General features: G+C 68.0%; 14 protein-coding genes. 8 read left to right on the forward strand and 6 right to left on the reverse strand.

Translation table 11 applies throughout. From position 1 onward, the window contains the following. Nucleotides 1-1,779: pseudouridine synthase (locus DPV74_RS22030; protein ID WP_162923106.1), on the forward strand; the 1,779-nt coding region annotated here is incomplete at its 5' end. Nucleotides 1,780-1,869: 90 nt separating this feature from the next. Here the strand turns inward: DPV74_RS22030 and def are convergent. The 5 genes from def to DPV74_RS22055 all read right to left on the reverse strand — a co-directional run bounded on the left by def (nt 1,870) and on the right by DPV74_RS22055 (nt 10,595). Then, nucleotides 1,870-2,403 carry a peptide deformylase gene (def, locus tag DPV74_RS22035; RefSeq protein WP_119337956.1) on the reverse strand — a complete coding sequence of 178 codons (534 nt, stop codon included), beginning with the start codon at nt 2,401-2,403 and terminating at the stop codon, nt 1,870-1,872. Further along, the gene (gene ligA / locus DPV74_RS22040) at nt 2,400-4,475 is read right to left on the reverse strand and encodes an NAD-dependent DNA ligase LigA (RefSeq protein WP_027787085.1); all 2,076 of its coding nucleotides are present in this window, start codon (nt 4,473-4,475) and stop codon (nt 2,400-2,402) included. The genes def and ligA overlap by 4 nt, the downstream gene beginning before the upstream one ends. A 166-nt stretch (nt 4,476-4,641) precedes the next feature. Next, nucleotides 4,642-5,916: a cell division protein ZipA C-terminal FtsZ-binding domain-containing protein gene (locus DPV74_RS22045; RefSeq protein ID WP_119337957.1), complete on the reverse strand. Its 1,275-nt coding sequence runs from the start codon at nt 5,914-5,916 to the stop codon at nt 4,642-4,644. 85 nt (nt 5,917-6,001) lie between these two features. After that, entirely contained in the window at nt 6,002-9,514 is a 3,513-nt protein-coding gene (gene smc, locus DPV74_RS22050; RefSeq protein WP_027787083.1) for a chromosome segregation protein SMC, read from the reverse strand. A gap of 139 nt (nt 9,515-9,653) precedes the next feature. Continuing rightward, the gene (locus tag DPV74_RS22055) at nt 9,654-10,595 is read right to left on the reverse strand and encodes a DMT family transporter (protein WP_027787082.1); all 942 of its coding nucleotides are present in this window, start codon (nt 10,593-10,595) and stop codon (nt 9,654-9,656) included. Between the two features lie 159 nt (nt 10,596-10,754). Between DPV74_RS22055 and dapC the strand changes: the two genes are divergently transcribed. From dapC to cls, 6 genes are all read left to right on the forward strand, one after another. Then, nucleotides 10,755-11,987 carry a succinyldiaminopimelate transaminase gene (dapC, locus tag DPV74_RS22060; protein ID WP_119337958.1) on the forward strand — a complete coding sequence of 411 codons (1,233 nt, stop codon included), beginning with the start codon at nt 10,755-10,757 and terminating at the stop codon, nt 11,985-11,987. A gap of 44 nt (nt 11,988-12,031) precedes the next feature. Next, on the forward strand, nt 12,032-12,859 hold the full coding sequence (dapD, locus tag DPV74_RS22065; protein WP_014896723.1) for a 2,3,4,5-tetrahydropyridine-2,6-dicarboxylate N-succinyltransferase: 828 nt from the start codon (nt 12,032-12,034) through the stop codon (nt 12,857-12,859). Continuing rightward, nucleotides 12,859-13,227, forward strand: a complete 369-nt coding sequence (locus DPV74_RS22070) for an ArsC family reductase (protein WP_006478478.1) — start codon at nt 12,859-12,861, stop codon at nt 13,225-13,227. The genes dapD and DPV74_RS22070 overlap by 1 nt, the downstream gene beginning before the upstream one ends. 90 nt (nt 13,228-13,317) lie before the next feature. Then, entirely contained in the window at nt 13,318-14,457 is a 1,140-nt protein-coding gene (gene dapE, locus DPV74_RS22075) for a succinyl-diaminopimelate desuccinylase (protein WP_027787080.1), read from the forward strand. 11 nt (nt 14,458-14,468) lie between these two features. Continuing rightward, nucleotides 14,469-15,377: a 50S ribosomal protein L3 N(5)-glutamine methyltransferase gene (gene prmB / locus DPV74_RS22080; RefSeq protein ID WP_119337959.1), complete on the forward strand. Its 909-nt coding sequence runs from the start codon at nt 14,469-14,471 to the stop codon at nt 15,375-15,377. Between the two features lie 108 nt (nt 15,378-15,485). Further along, nucleotides 15,486-16,925: a cardiolipin synthase gene (gene cls / locus DPV74_RS22085; protein WP_059694711.1), complete on the forward strand. Its 1,440-nt coding sequence runs from the start codon at nt 15,486-15,488 to the stop codon at nt 16,923-16,925. 63 nt (nt 16,926-16,988) lie between these two features. Here the strand turns inward: cls and DPV74_RS22090 are convergent, their stop codons facing one another. Further along, the gene (locus DPV74_RS22090; RefSeq protein WP_027787077.1) at nt 16,989-17,468 is read right to left on the reverse strand and encodes a glutathione peroxidase; all 480 of its coding nucleotides are present in this window, start codon (nt 17,466-17,468) and stop codon (nt 16,989-16,991) included. A 136-nt stretch (nt 17,469-17,604) separates the two neighbouring features. Here DPV74_RS22090 and DPV74_RS22095 point away from each other — a divergent pair, with 136 nt between their 5' ends. After that, nucleotides 17,605-19,536 (forward strand): ATP-binding cassette domain-containing protein, encoded by a 1,932-nt coding sequence (locus DPV74_RS22095; RefSeq protein WP_042974800.1) that lies wholly within the window; start codon nt 17,605-17,607, stop codon nt 19,534-19,536. Nucleotides 19,537-19,616 lie beyond the last annotated feature (80 nt).

Genomic DNA, 19,616 nt, shown 5'->3' on the forward strand with positions numbered 1-19,616 from the left:
GCCGAGCGCCCGGGCGCGGATCGCGCACCGGCCAAGCGTGCGCCGCGTGACGGCGGTGCCGAACGCGGCACGCGCGCGCCGTATCGCGACAACGCGGCCGGCGAAGGGGCGAAGCGCAGCTTCGGCGATCGCCGCACGTCGTCCGATCGTCCGCCGCGCCGTGATGACGACGCACGTCCGCGTCGCGCGGGTGGCGACGACGACAAACGCTCGTCCTATCGCGACAAGGCAGCCGGTGAAGGTGCAAAGCGCAGCTTCGGCGACCGCCGCACGTCGTCCGATCGCCCGCCGCGTCGTGATGACGATGCACGTCCGCGCCGCGCAGGTGGCGACGACGACAAACGCTCGTCCTATCGCGACAAGGCAGCCGGTGAAGGCGCGAAGCGCAGCTTCGGCGATCGCCGCCCGTCGTCCGATCGTCCGCCCCGCCGTGATGACGATGCACGTCCGCGTCGCGCCGGTGGTGAAGGCGGCGCACGCGCGCCGTACCGAGACAATGCATCCGGCGAAGGCGCGAAGCGCAGCTTCGGCGACCGTCGCCCGTCGTCCGATCGTCCGCCGCGCCGCGATGACGACGCACGTCCGCGTCGCGCCGGTGGTGAAGGCGGCCCGCGTGCCCCCTATCGCGACAAGGCAGCTGGTGAAGGTGCAAAGCGCAGCTTCGGCGATCGCCGCCCGTCGTCCGACCGTCCGCCGCGCCGTGATGACGACGCACGTCCGCGTCGCGCAGGTGGCGACGACGACAAACGCTCGTCCTATCGCGACAAGGCGGCCGGTGAAGGTGCAAAGCGCAACTTCGGCGACCGCCGCCCGTCGTCCGATCGTCCGCCGCGCCGCGCAGGCGCCGACGACGGCAAGCGCCCGTCCTATCGCGACAAGACGGCCGGCGAAGGCGCGAAGCGCAGCTTCGGCGACCGCCCGGCTCGCCCCGCGCGCGACGGCGAACGCCGCTCGTTCGGTGCGGTCAAGACCGCGCAGCCGGTCAAGCGCGCGGCGGCCGACGTCGACTACGGCGACGAAACGGGCCTGATGCGCCTGTCGAAGCGGATGTCCGAGCTCGGCATGTGCTCGCGCCGCGAAGCCGACGAATGGATCGAAAAGGGTTGGGTGCTCGTCGACGGCGAACGCATCGACACGCTCGGCACCAAGGTCCGCGCCGACCAGAAGATCGAGATCGACGAGCGCGCGAGCGCCGCGCAGGCCGCGCAAGTGACGATCCTGCTGCACAAGCCCGTCGGTTATGTGTCGGGCCAGGCGGAAGACGGCTACGAGCCGGCAGCCGTGCTGATCACGCGCGCGAACCGCTGGAGCGGCGACCATTCGCCGGTACGCTTCTCGCCGCAGCACCTGCACGCGCTCGCACCGGCCGGCCGCCTGGACATCGATTCGACCGGCCTGCTCGTGCTGACGCAGAACGGCGTGATCGCGAAGCAGCTGATCGGCGAGCAGTCGGATATCGACAAGGAATACCTGGTGCGCGTGCGCTTCGGCGAACGGCTGATCGACATCGACCAGCACTTCCCGGCGGAATCGCTCGCGAAGCTGCGCCACGGCCTCGAGCTCGATGGCGTCGCGCTGAAGCCCGCGATGGTGAGCTGGCAGAACGGCGAGCAGTTGCGCTTCGTGCTGCGCGAAGGCAAGAAGCGCCAGATCCGTCGCATGTGCGAACTGGTGGGTCTCGACGTGATCGGCCTGAAGCGCGTCCGGATGGGCCGCGTGATGCTCGGCGCACTGCCGCAGGGGCAATGGCGCTATCTGTCGGCCGACGAGACGTTCTGACCGCCGGCGCGCCACACGTGCACCATGCAATGAAAAAGCCCGCGCAAGCGGGCTTTTTCTTGTCTGCGAGAAACCGGGAAAGCAGAGGGATCAGTCGTCGGAAGCCGGATCGAGCCCCGGGAACAGCACTTCCGTGAAGCCGAAGCGCGTGAAATCGGTGATCCGCATCGGATACAGCTTGCCGATCAGGTGGTCGTATTCGTGCTGGACGACGCGTGCGTGAAAACCGTCGGCGACACGATCGATCTTCTCGCCGAACTGGTCGAAGCCGCTGTAGCGCACCTTCGCATAGCGGCTGACGACGCCGCGCATGCCCGGCACCGACAGGCAGCCTTCCCAGCCCTCTTCCATGTCCGGCGGCATGTATTCGACCTTCGGGTTGATCAGCACGGTCTCGGGCACCGGCGGCGCTTCCGGGTAGCGGTTGTTGTTGCCGAAGCCGAAGATGATGATCTGCAGCCCGATGCCGATCTGCGGCGCGGCCAGGCCGGCGCCGTTCGCATGGTGCATCGTCTCGAACATGTCCGCGACGATCTCGTGCAGCTCGGGTGTATCGAACCGCTCGACCGGCTTGGCGACTTCGAGCAGGCGCGGATCGCCCATCTTCAGGATCTCGCGAATCATGGCGTATTGCCCTCCAGGAGTTGGTGCAGACCGTCTTCGTCCAGCACGGGGATGCCGAGTTCCTCGGCCTTCGCGAGCTTGCTGCCGGCTTCGGCGCCCGCGACCACGTAATCCGTCTTCTTCGATACCGAACCGGCCACTTTCGCGCCCGCCGCTTCGAGCATTTCCTTCGCGGCATCGCGCGTGAGCGTCGGCAGCGTGCCCGTCAGCACGACGGTCTTGCCGGCCAGCACGCCCTGCGGCGCCTTCGGCGCGGGCGGCCCTTCCGGCCACGTCACCTTGCCCGGTGCGCGCAACTGCTCGATCACGGTCCGGTTGTGCTCTTCCGCGAAGAACTGATGAATCGACTCGGCGACGATCGGCCCGACGTCGTTGACTTCGAGCAGCTCTTCGATCGACGCGTCCATGATCGGCGTGAGCGAGCCGAAATGCTTCGCGAGATCCTTCGCAGTCGATTCGCCCACGTGGCGGATACCGAGCCCGTAAATGAAGCGCGCGAGCGTCGTGTGCTTCGCCTTCTCGAGCGAGTCGAGCAGGTTCTGTGCGGACTTCTCGGCAAACCGATCGAGCTCGGCGAGCGTCGCAAAGCCGAGATTGAACAGGTCCGCCGGCGTGCGCACGAGATTCAGTTCGACGAGCTGGTCGATGATCTTCTCGCCGAGGCCGTCGATGTCGAGCGCGCGGCGCTGCGCGAAGTGCCACAGCGCCTGCTTGCGTTGCGCCGGGCAGAACAGGCCGCCCGTGCAGCGCGCGATCGCCTCGTCCGGCAGGCGCTCGATCTTCGAGCCGCACACCGGGCATTCGGTCGGCATCACGAATTCGGCCGCATCGGCCGGGCGCCGGTCGAGCAGCGCACCGACCACCTCGGGGATCACGTCGCCGGCGCGGCGCACGATCACGGTATCGCCGATCCGGATGTCCTTGCGGCGCACCTCGTCCTCGTTGTGCAGCGTCGCGTTGGTCACCGTCGCCCCGCCGACAAACACCGGCTCGAGGCGCGCGACCGGCGTGATCGCGCCGGTGCGCCCGACCTGCACGTCGATCGCGACGAGCTTCGTCAGCGCTTCCTGCGCGGGGAACTTGTGAGCAAGCGCGAAGCGCGGCGCACGCGACACGAAGCCGAGGCGCTCCTGCTCGTCACGCCGGTTGACCTTGTAGACGACACCGTCGATGTCGTAGGGCAGCGACTCGCGCTTCTCGCCGACCTTGCGGAAGAAGTCGAGCAAGCCCTCGGCGCCCTGCACGACCGCGCGCTCGCGGTTCACGGGCAGGCCGAGCGACTCGTACCAGTCGAGCAGCGCGCTGTGCGTATCGGGCATCGGCATCCCGTCGAGCACGCCGATCCCGTACGCGAAGAACGACAGCGGACGCTGCGCGGTGATCTTCGAGTCGAGCTGGCGCAGGCTGCCGGCCGCCGCGTTGCGCGGGTTCGCGAATTCGCGCTGCTCGGCCGCGCGCTGGCGTTCGTTCAGGCGTGCGAAATCGCGCTTGAACATCAGCACCTCGCCGCGCACGTCGAGTACGGCCGGCACGTTCTTGCCCTTCAGCTTCAGCGGAATCGAGCGGATCGTGCGCACGTTCTCGGTCACGTCCTCGCCGGTCGTGCCGTCGCCGCGCGTCGACGCCTGCACGAATACGCCCTGCTCGTAACGCAGCGAGATCGCGAGACCGTCGAACTTCAGTTCGCACGCGTAGTCGACCGGCTCCGTCACCGAACCGGCGAGATCGGTCGCCTTGTCGAGCGCATCGGCGACGCGCTTGTCGAACGCGACGATGTCCTCGTCGGCAAAGCCGTTGTTCAGCGACAGCATCGGCGCATCGTGGACGACCGGCGTGAAGCCGCCGGCCGCCTCGCCGCCCACGCGCTGCGTCGGCGAATCGGGCGTCACGAGTTCGGGATGATCGGTTTCGAGCTGCTGCAACTCGCGAAACAGTCGGTCGTACTCGGCGTCGGGCAGATCCGGCTGATCGAGCACGTAGTAGGCGTAGTTCGCCCGCTCGAGTTGGTCGCGCAGCCACGCGGCGCGCGCGTCGGGCTGGCTGGCTGGCGGTTCGGCTTGGGTTCGGGCCATGCTGGCGGCAGATTCGTTCTGAGAAAATCGGATGCCCGATTATCTCAGTTTGCCGCCGTGGCGGGGCGCGCAAAACGCGCCCGATGCGCGTGCTGCAGCGCAAACAGCGAGGTGTGCGCCGCAGCGACGAACGGCGGCCCCGAAGCCCGCCGCCCGTGCGTTCGCGTTACTGGCTGAAGAGGCGGCGCGTGACCGGCGAACCGGCCGGGATGCCGGCTTCCTCGAGCTTCGCGTACAGCTTCATCAGTTGCTGGTCGATCGCGACGAGCGTCGATTCCGGCAGCGGCCGGCGCGAATCGTCGACGACCCGCGCACCGATCCGTTCGGACAGCGACTTCGCGTAGTCGCACATCAGCCGGAACGGCAGGATGTCCTCTTCGGCGACCGGCACGTCGAGCACCAGCGTGATCATGTTGCCGCCCTTGTACGTGAGGTCGTCACGCAGGAAGTTCGTGTCGCCGAACTGCAGCATGAACACCGGGTTCTGCTTCGCGTCGAGCTTCACGAAACGCGTGCCGTCGCGCGACAGCAGCAGCCCGTCCTGCGACGCGACCGCCTGCACGTAGTTCGCCGACCACGGCGCGCCGTCCGACATCACGTTGATCGACAACTGGGCGTCGCATTGCGCGGCAAACGCGTCGAGCTCGCGCGCCATCGCGACCGTTTCCATCATGTCCGGGAATTCCGGCGCGCCGTCGATCGCGTCGGCGAACTGCTGGACACCCGTCACGAATTCGGAGAACTCGAGCTCGTTCAGCGCGCCGCTGCGGTTCGCGAGCTGCGCGGCCGCGCGCAGTTCCTCGTAGCGCACGCCGTTCTGCAGCAGCTCCCACTGGCCGCCTTCGGGCTTGCCTTCGATATGCACGGGCTTGCTGCCCGCGCGGCGCAGCCGCTGCGCGGCCGGCAGGATCTTGTCGCCCGGCAGCAAACCGGTGAGGCGGATCGGCACGATGCAATCGATCCGGCGGTCGACGATCGCCGGCGGTGCCGACGAGATCGTCGTCGCGGCCGGCAGCACGGGTTCGACCGGCTCGGCCGCTTCAGCGTGCGTGTCGTGCGCGGCGGCCGGCACGGTGTCTTCGCCGGCAACCGCGTCGACCGGCTCGGCCGGCGACTCGACGCCGGTCGCCTCGGCCTGCAGATCGGCCGGCATGTCGGCAGGCGCCGCACCGCCGAAGGTCGGCTCGACACGCGCGACTTCCGCCGACGCGGCAGCCGCAGCAGCCGGCGCCGCAGGCTCGCGCCGCACCGGCTGACGCACCGGCTCGATGAACGGCAACTCTTCGTCGCGCTCGGGGCGGTTCATCGCCTCGGCCGCTTCCTCCGGCATCGGGCGCGGCATCCTGCGCCGCACCTTCGCGCCCTGCCATGCGTTGTAGACCACGACGCCGCCCACCACGACGGCGCCCGCGCCGATCAAACCGAGTGTCAACTCGTCCATGCACGCTCCATCAGCAATTCTTGTTCGTCGGAACCGCGAACGGGCGCCCATGCGCCGCGCGAACGCGGTCCGGTTTCGTCAAACGTCAATTCTGGGCAAAACCCGCGGCGGTTTCCATGTCCACCGCGACGATCCGCGACACGCCCTGCTCCTGCATCGTCACGCCGATCAGCTGCTGCGCCATCTCCATCGCGATCTTGTTGTGCGAGATGAACAGGAACTGCGTCTTGTCGGACATCGCGCGCACGAGATTCGCGAAACGCTCGGTGTTCGCGTCGTCGAGCGGCGCGTCGACCTCGTCGAGCAGACAGAACGGCGCCGGATTGAGCTGGAACATCGCGAACACCAGTGCGGTCGCGGTCAGCGCCTTCTCGCCGCCCGACAGCAGGTGAATCGTCGCGTTCTTCTTGCCCGGCGGCTGCGCCATCACCTGCACGCCGGCATCGAGGATCTCGTCGCCCGTCATGATCAGCTTCGCCTGGCCGCCGCCGAACAGGCGCGGGAAAAGGTCGCTGAAGTGACGGTTGACCTCGTCGAAGGTGCCTTGCAGCAGCGTGCGGGTTTCCTGGTCGATCTTGTGGATCGCATCCTCGAGCGTCGTGATCGCGTCGATCAGGTCGGCCGATTGCGCATCGAGGAACACCTTGCGCTCGCTCGCAGCCTTCAGCTCGTCGAGCGCGGCCATGTTCACCGGGCCGAGCGCATTGATCGCATTGTTCAGGCGCGTGACCTCGCCTTGCAGGTACGACGGCTTCAGATCCGGCGTGAGCTTCTCGCGCAGCGCTTCCTCGTCGACCTCGGCCGCCGTCAGTTGCTCGGCGAACTGCTCGACCGCCAGGCGCGCGGCCTGCTCCTTCAACTGCAATTCGGTGATGCGGTCGCGCAGCGGCTGCAGCGAGCGCTCGGCGACGAGCCGCTGCTCGTCCGACGCGCGCAGCTTCGCGGTCAGGTCGTCGAGTTCGATCCGCGCGGCCTGCAGCGCCTCTTCCTTCACCGCACGAACTTCGAGCGCGTCCTGCAGGCCCGTGTGCGCGGTCTGCTCGTTGATCGTCTCGAGTTCGGCGCGTGCGTCTTCCAGCGATCCGGCAACACGTTCGCTCTGCTCGTGCGCAACCTGGATGCTGCGCTTGAGTTCGTCGATCCGCGTCACCGCGTTGCGCGCGGCGAAGCGTGCGTCGTTCGCGCCGCGCTCCAGGTCACGCGCTTCCTGACGCGCCTGCGTCAGCGATTCGTCGAGCGCTTCGAATGCGAGCTGGTTGTCCTCGAAGCGCGCCTGCAGCTCCGCGAGTTCGCCGTCGAAACGCTCGAAATTCGCTTCCGATTCCGCGCGCATCGCGCGCTGCTCTTCGATCTGCGCGCCGATTTCCTCGAGTTCCTCGCGGATCTGCGTGCTGCGCTGCGTGTAACGTTCGTGCGCCTGCGCGAGCTTCAGCACGTCCATCTGCAGCGCGTGCACGCGTTGCGTCGCACGCTCGGCCTGTGCGCGCACGTCGCCGAGCGCCTGCGTGGCCTGCGTGTGCGCGGCTTCCGCGCGCACGGCCGCCGTGCGCGCCTCGTCGGCGAGCAGCGCCTGCGCACGCACCTGGCGCGTCAGGTTTTCGATTTCCTGCTGGCGGGCCAGCATCCCGGCCTGTTCCGAATCGGCGGCATAGAGCTGCACGCCGACGCGCGTAACGACATGGCCGGCCTTGACGACGAACGCGCCGCCTGCCGGCAGCTGCGTGCGCGTCGCGAGCGCCTGTGCAACGTCGTCGGCGACGTACACGTTGCCGAGCCAGTCGTTCAGCACCGCACGGATGCCCGCATCGTCGATGCGCACGAGCGACAGCACCGGACGCAGGCCCGCCACGGCCGCGGGCGGTTCGCCGGCCGCGGGCGGCGCATAGAACGCGAGCTTCGCCGGCGGCGCATCGGTCGCGAATGCCTTCACCCAGTCGAGATTCGACACTTCGAGCGCGGCGAGACGCTCGCGCAGCACGGCCTCGAGCGCCGCTTCCCAGCCGGCCTCGACGTGCAGCTTCTTCCACAGGCGCGGCAGCGCGCCGAGCTCGTGCTTGTCGAGCCACGGCTGCACCTTGCCTTCGGTCTGCACGTTTTCCTGCAGTTGCTTCAACGCGGCGAGACGCGCCTCGAGCTGGTGGATCTGCGCGGCCTCGGCCTGCACGCGCTCCTGCGCGGCACGGCGTTCGCCATCGAGGCGCGGCACCGTTTCCTGCGCGTCGGCGAGGCGCGCCTGCGCTTCGGCAAGGATCTCTTCCTGCTCGGCCAGCTGCATGCGCAGCTCTTCGAGCTGGGCTTCGTCCGGCGCGTCGAGCCCGCCCGCTTCGCTCTTCAGGCGCTCATGGCGCTGCTGAAGCTGCTGAAGCTGCTGGTCGGCGTTGCGCTGGTGCGCGGCCTCGAGTTTCAGCGACTGTTCGGTCTGCGCGATCCGCGCGCGCTCGTCGTTGAGCTGCGCCTGCGCATCGCGCCATTTCGCTTCGAGCGCCGGCAGCGCGTCGTGCTTCGCGGCGGCGTTGTCTTCGGCGAGCGCGGCCTTCTCGTCGGCCATCGCGCGCGCTTCCTCGGCTTCCTCGAGCTCGTCCTGCGCCTTCTCGGCCTGCGCGCGCCATTGCTCGCGCTGCGCGTTCAGCGCGGCGATCTGCGCCTGCACACGATTGCGCGATTCGACGATGAACTTGATCTCGGCTTCGAGGCGGCTCACCTCGGCATTCGCCTCGTAGAGCGAACCCTGCGCGCCCTGCATCGCGTCGCTCGCCGAGTAATGCGCGACACGCAGTGTCTCGAGCTGCGCCTCGACCTCGCGCAGCTTCGCCGTCTGCGCCTCGAGGTCGATCTGCGCCTGTTCGATCGCGCGCTGCTGCTTCTGCTGCTCGCCCGCGGCCTCGTTCTTGCGCAGCAGCCACAGCAGGCGCTGCTTCTCCTCGCCGTCGGCGACGAGTTCCTTGTACTTGGTCGCGACGACGGCCTGCGCCTCGAGCTTCTCGAGGTTCGCACCGAGTTCGCGGACGATGTCCTCGACGCGCGTCAGGTTCTCGCGCGTGTCGTGCAGGCGGTTCTCGGTCTCGCGGCGGCGCTCCTTGTACTTCGAGACGCCCGCGGCTTCCTCGAGGAACACGCGCAGCTCTTCCGGCTTCGCCTCGATGATCCGCGCGATCATGCCCTGCCCGATGATCGCGTACGCACGCGGCCCGAGGCCCGTGCCGAGGAAGATGTCCTGGATGTCGCGGCGACGCGCCGGCAGGTTGTTGATGTAGTAACTCGACGTGCCGTCGCGCGTGAGCACGCGCTTCACGGCGATCTCGCCGTACTGGCCCCACTGGCCGGCCGCGCGGCCGTCGGAGTTGTCGAAGATCAGTTCGACGCTGGCCCGGCTGCCGGGCTTGCGGGCGGTCGAGCCGTTGAAGATCACGTCCTGCATCGACTCGCCGCGCAGCTCGGAAGCGCGCGACTCGCCGAGCACCCAGCGCACGGCGTCGATGATGTTGGACTTGCCGCACCCGTTCGGGCCCACCACGCCGACAAGCTGGCCCGGAACCTGGAAATGCGTGGGATCGACAAAGGATTTGAAGCCAGCGAGTTTGATCGAGCTCAGACGCACGGCGGTATCGGATGTGAAGAAGGTGTGAAACGGACGGAGCCGCACTGCGCGAGGCCGGACGGCCCATGCGCGCGACGCGCCCCGGAATTCAAAAGCGGGGCCGCGCGCATCCAGCGTTGGGCCCCGCAAACGGCTTCCATCATACCATCGCGCGTGCACCGTCCCGACCGTCGCCGGGTTTGTCCGGTGCCGGCGCGGCACGATGGACCCGGCTCGACAGCAGCGTGGCCAGCACGATGCACGCGCCGCCCGCCCACTCGCGCGCGGTCGGCAGCTCGTTCGCGAACACCCACGCCGACAGCGCGGTGATCACGATCTCGAACAGCATGATGATCGACGCACGGTTCGCCGGCACACGCGCGAGCCCGTACTGTACGAGCAGGTTGTTCGACGCCATCGTCACGCCGATCGCGACGATGATCAGCGCGGCGACACCGAGCTGGCCGCCCGCCGGCGCAGCCGGCAGCCCCTCGAACAGCGACGCGATCGCGCCGAACACGGCCGCGCCGCCGAACAGCGTCGCGGTGCGCATCTCCGCGCGCATCTCCGGCAGTTCGCGGCTCGCCTTGATCACGAGCACGTTGCTCATCGCGAAACTCAGCCCGGCGGCTAGGCCGGCCCATTCGGCCGGGCTGGCCGGCAGCGGCAAGCCGAGCGCCGGCGACCACAGCATCAGCATCGCGCCGCCGATCGACAGCGCCGCGAGCCCCGCGCCCGCCCAGGTCAGCCGCTCGCGCAGCAGGAAGTGCGCGTAGATCGCGGTCCACGCGGGGGTCAGGTAGAACAGCAGCATCACGCGCAGCACTTCGCCGTGGATCGTGCCCCACACGAACCCGAGGTTCGTCACGCCGGCCGTCACCGCGATGCCGGCCAGCACCCAGTGCCAGCGCAGCGTCGCGATCGTGCGGTGCCGCGCGACGATCACGAACAGGAACGCGACGAGGCTCGTCAGCGCGCTCGCGAGCGTGCCCGTCACGCCGAGCGACGCAAGGATCCGCAGCGGATACCAGATCAGGCCCCATACCGATGCGCCGATCAGGATGGCCAGCGTCGGCAGGCTGCCGCGTACCGCGTTATTCATTTGGTTCGATACCCTTTATTCGACCGGCCCGGCCGCCGTTCCGGCAGGCCGTGACCGCGTTCCGTCACGCTATAATCGTCCGTTGCGACCCGTGCGCCCGCGGCGCCCGTTCGCAGCAGCGCGGCGCGCCCGCCGCTTCTTTCGCTCCAACCGGCCGCGATGGCCGCTTCGCCCGTGAACCCTCGACTCGACTCGCTCCAGCCCTATCCCTTCGAAAAGCTGCGCGCCCTGTTCAAGGACGTGACGCCTTCCGGCGCCCTCAAACCGATCAGCTTCGGCATCGGCGAGCCCAAACATGCGACCCCGGCGCTGATCCGCGACGCCGTAGTGGCCGCCCTCGACGGTCTCGCGTCGTACCCGGCCACCGCCGGCTCGGACGCGCTGCGTACGTCGATCGCGCACTGGCTCGAGCGCCGCTACGGGCTGCCGGCCATCGATCCGGCCACGCAGGTGCTGCCCGTGTCGGGCTCGCGCGAGGCGCTGTTCTCGCTTGCCCAGACGGTGATCGACGCACGCCCGTCCGAAACGGGCGAGAAGGCGATCGTACTCTGTCCGAATCCTTTCTATCAAATTTACGAAGGCGCGGCGCTGCTGGCCGGTGCCGAACCCTATTTCGCGAACAGCGACCCGGCCCGCAACTTCGCGTGCGACTACGCGTCGGTGCCCGACGCGGTCTGGGCGCGCACGCAGCTGCTGTACGTCTGCTCGCCGGGCAACCCGACGGGCGCCGTGCTGACGCTCGACGACTGGCGCGAGCTGTTCGCGCTGTCCGACCGCCACGGTTTCGTGATCGCGTCCGACGAGTGCTATTCGGAGATCTATTTCGACGAAGCGGCACCGCCGCTCGGCGGCCTCGAGGCCGCGCACCGCCTCGGCCGCGGCTTCGAGCGGCTCGTGATGCTGTCGAGCCTGTCGAAACGCTCGAACGTGCCGGGCATGCGCTCGGGTTTCGTCGCCGGCGACGCCGCGCTGCTGAAGAAATTCCTGCTGTACCGCACGTACCACGGCGCGGCGCTGTCGCCGGTCTGGCAGCACGCGAGCATCGCCGCGTGGAACGACGAGGCGCACGTGCGCGAGAACCGCGCGCTGTACCTGCAGAAGTTCAACACGGTCACGCCGATGCTCGCCGACGTGATCGACGTGAAACTGCCCGACGCGGCGTTCTACCTGTGGGCCGACGTGTCGCGCACCGGCCTGTCGGACACCGAGTTCGCCCGTCGCCTGTACGCCGACTATAATGTGACGGTTCTGCCCGGCTCGTACCTGGCGCGCGATGCGCACGGCACGAATCCGGGCCGCGATTTCATCCGGATCGCGCTCGTCGCGGGCACCCCCGAATGCGTCGAGGGCGCGCAACGCATCGTCGATTTCTGCCGGTCTCTCGCGCGGTAATCGTCCATCCGATCAATTCCATCCAATCTCCTGCGAAAACGAACATGTCGCAACAACTTCAGCAAATCATCGATACCGCCTGGGACAACCGCGCCGAGCTGTCGCCGAAGGCCGCGCCGGCCGACGTCCGCGAAGCCGTCGCGCACGCGATCGAGCAGCTCGACAAAGGCGCGCTGCGCGTTGCCGAGAAGATCGACGGCAACTGGACCGTGCATCAGTGGCTGAAGAAGGCCGTGCTGCTGTCGTTCCGCCTGGAGGACAACGCGCCGATGCCCGCCGGCGGCTACTCGCAGTTCTACGACAAGGTGCCGTCGAAGTTCGCGAACTACACGGCAGAAGATTTCGCCGCAGGCGGCTTCCGCGTCGTCCCGCCGGCCATCGCGCGCCGCGGCTCGTTCATCGCGAAGAACGTCGTGCTGATGCCGTCGTACACCAACATCGGCGCGTACGTCGACGAAGGCACGATGGTCGACACGTGGGCAACGGTTGGTTCGTGCGCGCAGATCGGCAAGAACGTGCACCTGTCGGGCGGCGTCGGCATCGGCGGCGTGCTCGAGCCGCTGCAGGCGAACCCGGTCATCATCGAAGACAACTGCTTCATCGGCGCCCGCTCGGAAGTCGTCGAAGGCGTGATCGTCGAGGAAAACTCGGTGATCTCGATGGGCGTGTACCTCGGCCAGAGCACGAAGATCTACGATCGCGAGACGGGCGAAGTCAGCTACGGCCGCATCCCGGCCGGTTCGGTCGTCGTCGCCGGCAATCTGCCGTCGAAGGACGGCTCGCACAGCCTGTATTGCGCGGTGATCGTCAAGAAGGTCGACGCGAAGACGCGCGCGAAGGTCGGCCTGAACGAGCTGCTGCGAGGCGACTGATGGCGAAGCCGCACACCGTGGTCGTCTACGGCATTCCGAACTGCGACACCGTGAAGAAGGCCCGCGTGTGGCTCGACGATCACGGCGTCGAATTCGAGTTCCACGACTTCAAGAAGCTCGGCGTCAGCGCGCCGCTGATCGAAGACTGGCTGAAGGACGTGTCGCTCGACGCACTCGTCAACAAGCGCGGCACCACGTGGCGCGGCCTCGACGACGCAATGAAGGCGGCCGCCGAAACGAAGACCGGCGCGGTCGCGCTGATGATCCACAAGCCGTCGGTCATCAAGCGTCCCGTGCTGGTGGTCAACGGCCGCGTGAAATCGCTCGGCTTCGTGGCCGATCAATACGCGGCGCTGTTTGCCGCATAGGGCCGCCCGCGCTGCGCCTGTCGGCGCAGCCCGACGTCTTGTCGCTGCCGGCCACCGCGCCGGCATTTTTTATCGAAAGTGGTCCGAACCATGTCCGCCACCCTAGCTCTTACCGAACAGCTGATCGCCCGCGCGTCCGTCACGCCCGACGACCAGCATTGCCAGCAGATCCTGACCGAGCGCCTCGCCGCGCTCGGCTTCGAATGCGAGACCATCGCGTCGCACGGCGTGACCAACCTGTGGGCCGTCAAGCGCGGCGCCGACGGCCGCGACGGCAAGCTGCTCGCCTTCGCGGGCCACACCGACGTCGTACCGACCGGCCCGCTCGAGCAATGGAGCTCGCCGCCGTTCATCCCCGCCCATCGGGACGGCAAGCTGTACGGCCGCGGCGCGGCCGACATGAAGACATCGCTCGCGGCGTTCGTCGTCGCATCCGAGGAATTCGTCGCGGCACACCCCGGCCACCGCGGCGCGATCGCGTTCCTGATCACGAGCGACGAGGAAGGCCCCGCCACCGACGGCACCGTGAAGGTCGTCGAGCTGCTCGAAGCGCGCGGCGAACGCATGGACTACTGCATCGTCGGCGAACCGACGTCGACCCGCGAACTCGGCGACGTCGTCAAGAACGGCCGCCGCGGCTCGATGTCGGGCGAACTGGTCGTCAAGGGCGTACAGGGCCACATCGCCTATCCGCACCTCGCGAAGAACCCGATCCACCTGCTCGCGCCGGCGCTCGCCGAACTCGCCGCCGAGCAGTGGGACGAAGGCAACGAATATTTCCCGCCGACCACCTGGCAGGTGTCGAACCTGCACGCCGGCACCGGCGCGACCAACGTGATCCCCGGCCATGCCGACCTGCTGTTCAACTTCCGCTTCTCGACCGCGAGCACGGTCGAGGGCCTGCAGGCGCGCGTGCACGCGATTCTCGACAAGCACGGCCTCGAATACACGCTGAAGTGGTCGGTGAGCGGCCTGCCGTTCCTCACGCCGCGCGGCGAGCTGTCGGGCGCGCTGGAAAACGCGATCCGCACCGAGACCGGCATCACGACCGAGCTGTCGACCACGGGCGGCACGTCGGACGGCCGTTTCATCGCGCGCATCTGCCCGCAGGTGATCGAGTTCGGCCCGCCGAACGGCAGCATCCACAAGATCGACGAGCACATCGAAGTGCGCTTCATCGATCCGCTGAAGAACGTGTACCGCCGCGTGCTCGAACAACTGATCGCCTGATGGAGCCTCGCATGACGACACCTTTTGCCACTGTTCGCGACCTGCTGCGCTACGCGGTCACGCGCTTTTCGAAGGCGAAGCTCGCGTTCGGCCACGGCTCCGACAATGCGTACGACGAAGCGGCCTATCTCGTGCTGCGCACGCTCGAACTGCCGCTCGACACGCTCGAGCCGTTCCTCGATGCACGGCTCCTGCCCGACGAAATCGCGGCCGTGCTCGCGGTGATCGAACGGCGCGCGACCGACCGCGTGCCGGCCGCGTACCTCACGCATGAAGCCTGGATGCATGGCCACCGCTTCTACGTCGACGAACGCGTGATCGTGCCGCGCTCGTTCATCGGCGAACTGCTCGACGACGGGCTGCAGCCGTACGTCGCCGATCCCGAACAGGTCGGCGCCGTGCTCGAGCTGTGCACGGGCTCGGGCTGCCTCGCGATCCTCGCGGCGAGCGCGTTCCCGAATGCCGAGATCGACGCGGTCGACCTGTCCGACAAGGCCCTCGAAGTCGCCGAGATCAACGTGCGCGACTACGGCCTCGAAGACCGCGTCGCACTGCACCGCGGCGACCTCTACGCGCCGCTGCCCGCGTTCCGCACCGACCCGGGCACGCGTTACGACGTGATCCTGACGAACCCGCCGTACGTGAATGCGTCGTCGATGGCCGCACTGCCGCCCGAGTACCGCCACGAGCCGGAGATGGCGCTCGCGGGCGGCGATGACGGGATGAACATCGTGCGACGCATCGTCGCCGAAGCCCATCGCTGGCTGCACGACGACGGCGTGCTCGTCGTCGAGATCGGCAACGAGCGCGAGAACGTCGAAGCCGCGTTCGGCGGCCTCGAACTCACGTGGCTGCCCACCAGCGCGGGCGACGACGCCGTCTTCCTGATCCAGGCGTCCGACCTGCCGCGCAAGGCCTGAGCCTTTCCGGCCCGCCCGCCGTGCGGCGCACCATTGCGCCGCACGGTTGGGTAAGATGCGCGTAGGCGGCCGCCCGGCCGCGCGACCTCAGGAGTCCGTCACGCGCCCATGACCCTCGACTGGCTACATCTCGGCACCCTGATCCTGACCATCCATGTGCTCGGGATCGTCGCGGCGTGCCACGCGATCATGAACACGCGCACGTCGCAAGGCGCGATCGCATGGGCCGTCTCGCTTGCGGCCATGCCGTACCTGACGCTCGTTCCATACCTGTTCCTCGGTCGCAGCAAGTTCTCCGGCTACGTCGATGCCCGGCGCCACGAGCTGGAAATGTTACGCATGCACACACCCCGCTCGCCCTGGCTCAGCACCGACGCGACCGACGGGCCGGCCGCCGACGCGATCGGCCAGGCCGCGGTGCTCGCGCTCACGCGGCTCGGCGGCATGCCGTTCCTCGGCGGCAATTCGGTGCGCACGCTCGTGAACGGCGATGCGACGTTCTCGGCGATCCTGGCCGCAATCGACGCCGCGCGCGATTACGTGGTGGTGCAGTTCTTCATCGTGCGCGACGATGCGCTCGGCCGGATGCTGCGCGACTCGCTGCTCGCGCGTGCGGCAGCCGGCGTGCGCTGCTGCCTCCTGTACGACAGCATCGGCAGCTTCGACTTGCCGCACAGCTACGTCGACACATTGCGCCGGGGCGGCGTCGAGGTTCATCCTTTCGCGACCAACCGGAAGTTCGTCAACCGTTTCCAGCTCAACTTCCGCAACCACCGCAAGATCGTCGTCGTCGACGGCAATCGCGCGTTCGTCGGCGGCCACAACGTCGGCGTCGAATATCTCGGGGCGAAGCCGCGCCTGTCGCCGTGGCGCGACACGCACATCGAGATACGCGGCCCCGTGGTCGCGAGCATCCAGTACGTGTTCGCCGAAGACTGGCACTGGGCGACGCAGAAGCTGCCGCCGCTCGCGATGCCGCCGCCCGCGCAGCCGGGCGACAACATGCATTGCCTCGCCGTGCCGATGGGGCCGGCCGACAAGCAGGAGACGGGCTCGCTGTTCTTCGTCGAGGCGATCAACGCTGCGCGCGAACGGGTCTGGATCACCACGCCGTACCTCGTTCCCGACGAAGCCGTGATCTCCGCGCTGAAGCTCGCCGTCATGCGCGGCGTCGACGTGCGCATCCTGATTCCGAGCCGACGCGATCACTACGTGGTATTCGAGGCGTCGAAGCTGTACGCGCGCGATCTGATCGATGCAGGCGTGAAGGTATTCCGCTACCGGCCCGGCTTCCTGCACCAGAAGGTCGTGCTGATCGACCGCATCGCGGCGGCGATCGGCAGCGCGAATCTCGACAACCGCTCGTTCCGCCTCAATTTCGAGATCATGGTGCTGACCGTCGACCGCGCATTCGCCGACGAGGTCGAGACGATGCTCGTTGCCGACTTCGCACAGGCGTACGAGGTCGATGCGAACGAATACCGCCGCTCGCCTGCCTGGCGACGCATCGCGATGCACGTCGCGCGACTGTTCGCACCGATCCTCTGACGGCCGGGACCGCGACGGCGGGCGGGCGACCCGCACCGGCACCGCGAACGCCGCCGGCAGCCGTCACAGCAGCTTGTCGATATCCGCGGCGATTTCGTCCGGCTTGGTGGATGGCGCATAGCGCTTGACGATGCGCCCTTCGCGATCGATCAGGAATTTCGTGAAGTTCCACTTGATCGCCTTGAGGCCGAGAATGCCGGGCGCCTCATCGGTCAGGTAGCGGTACAGCGGATGCGCATGGTCGCCCTTCACGTCGATCTTCGCGAACATCGGGAACGTGACGCCGTAATTGCGCTCGCAGAACGCGCCGATCTGCGCGGCGTCGCCGGGCTCCTGCTTGCCGAACTGGTTGCACGGAAAGCCGAGTACATAGAAGCCACGCGCCGCGTACTGGTCGTACAGCTTCTGCAGGCCCGCGTACTGCGGCGTGAAACCACACTCGCTCGCGGTGTTGACGATCAGCAGCACCTTGCCGCGATACGCGTCGAGCGAGGCCGGCGCGCCGGCAAGCGTCTCTGCGCTGAACGAATACAGGGTGGACATCGGGCACTCCTTTTACGAAACCGGATCGACGTGGAGTCTAGGCGAAATTGCGCCATTGCGGCATCCGCCGAACGGCCAATGCCCGGCGCAGGCGGCGCGCAGTCTAGAATAGCGGTTTTGGCCAGTCATTTCCGCCGTGATCCGTTTCAATCAGTTCAGCCTTGCGCGCGGCACCAAGCCGCTGTTCGAGTCGACCTCCTTCGTACTCAATCCCGGCGAGAAAGCCGGCCTGATCGGCGCGAACGGCGCCGGCAAGTCGACGCTGTTCTCGGTCCTGCGCGGCGAGCTGCACTCCGACGGCGGCGATTTCTCGATGCCGCCGTCGTGGCGGATCGCCCACGTGTCGCAGGAAACGCCCGCCGTCGACCGCTCGGCGCTCGACTACACGCTCGACGGCGACGCCGCGCTGCGCGAGATCGAGGCGCGCATCGCCGCCGCGTCCGCCGCGCATGACGGCGCCGCCGAAGCCGATGCGCACGCGGCGTTCGCCGACGCCGACGGCTACACCGCGCCGGCCCGTGCCGAGGCGCTGCTGCTCGGTCTCGGCTTCACGCTCGCGCAGACGCGCGAATCCGTCGCCAGCTTCTCCGGCGGCTGGCGCATGCGCCTGAATCTCGCGCAGGCGCTGATGTGCCGCTCCGACCTGCTGCTGCTCGACGAACCGACGAACCACCTCGACCTCGACGCGATCGTCTGGCTCGAAGACTGGCTGCACCGCTACCCCGGCACGCTCGTCGTGATCTCGCACGACCGCGAATTCCTCGATTCGATCTGCAATGTCACGCTGCACCTGGAAAACCGCCAGGTGAAGCGCTACGGCGGCAACTACTCGCAGTTCGAAGTGCTGCGCGCGCAGCAACTGGCGCTGCAGCAAAGCGCCTACGAAAAGCAGCAGAAGACGATCGAGCACCTGCAGAGCTTCGTCGACCGCTTCAAGGCCAAGGCGACCAAGGCCAAGCAGGCGCAGAGCCGCATGAAGGCGCTCGAGAAGATGGAGCTGATCGCGCCCGCGCACATCGCGTCGCCGTTCACGTTCGAATTCCGCACACCCGATGCCGCGCCGAACCCAATGATGGTGATGGAAGACGTCCGCTGCGGCTACCACGCCGACGGCGGAGCGGAGATCCCGATCGTCGAGCGCGTCGCGCTGTCGATCCAGAACGGTCAGCGCATCGGCCTGCTCGGCGCGAACGGCCAGGGCAAGTCGACGCTGATCAAGACGCTGGCCGGCACGCTCGCGCCGCTGTCGGGGCACGTCCGCGACGGCAAGGGGCTGACGATCGGCTATTTCGCGCAGCACCAGCTCGAAACGCTGCGTGAGGACGATTCGCCGCTGGCGCATCTGGCGCGGCTCGCGCCCGACACGCGCGAGCAGGAACTGCGCGACTTCCTCGGCGGCTTCAACTTTTCGGGCGACATGGCCACCAGCCCGGTCGGGCCGTTTTCGGGCGGCGAAAAGGCACGCCTCGCGCTCGCGCTGATCATCTGGCAGAAACCGAACCTGCTGCTGCTCGACGAACCGACCAACCACCTCGACCTCGAAACGCGCCATGCGCTGACGATGGCGCTCGCGCAGTTCGAGGGCACGCTGATCCTCGTCTCGCACGACCGCCACCTGCTGCGCGCGACGACCGACCAGTTCATGCTGGTCGCGAAGCACCGGCTGCAGCCGTTCGACGGCGACCTCGACGACTACCGCGACTGGCTGCTGCAGCACGCGGCCGAGCAGCGCGCCGCCGCGAAGGCGGACAGCGCGGCTTCGTCGGGCGCAGGTGCCGCGGCCAACCGCAAGGACCAGAAGCGTCAGGCCGCCGAGGAACGGCAGCGCCTGTCAGTGCTGAAGAAGCCGCTGCAGACGCGTATCACGAAGCTCGAAAAGGAAATGGAGACGCTGCACGCGGAGAAGGCACGCCTCGACGCATTCGTCGCCGATCCGGCGAGCTACGAAGCCGAGCGCAAGACGGAGCTGACCGATGCGATCCGCAAGCTCGGGGACGTCAACACGCGTCTCGAGACGGTCGAGGCCGACTGGCTTGCCGCGCAGGAAGAGCTCGAGCAGATCGGCTGACCGCTGTCGCGGCACAACCGGCCGGTACGCCAGCCCGGCGTGCCGGCTGCCTCGGCACCGCAGCACCTTGATATCGCGAC

Origin of the sequence: Burkholderia sp. HAN2018, assembly GCF_024704855.1 — a bacterium.
GTDB classification, from domain to species: Bacteria; Pseudomonadota; Gammaproteobacteria; order Burkholderiales; family Burkholderiaceae; genus Burkholderia; species Burkholderia cepacia.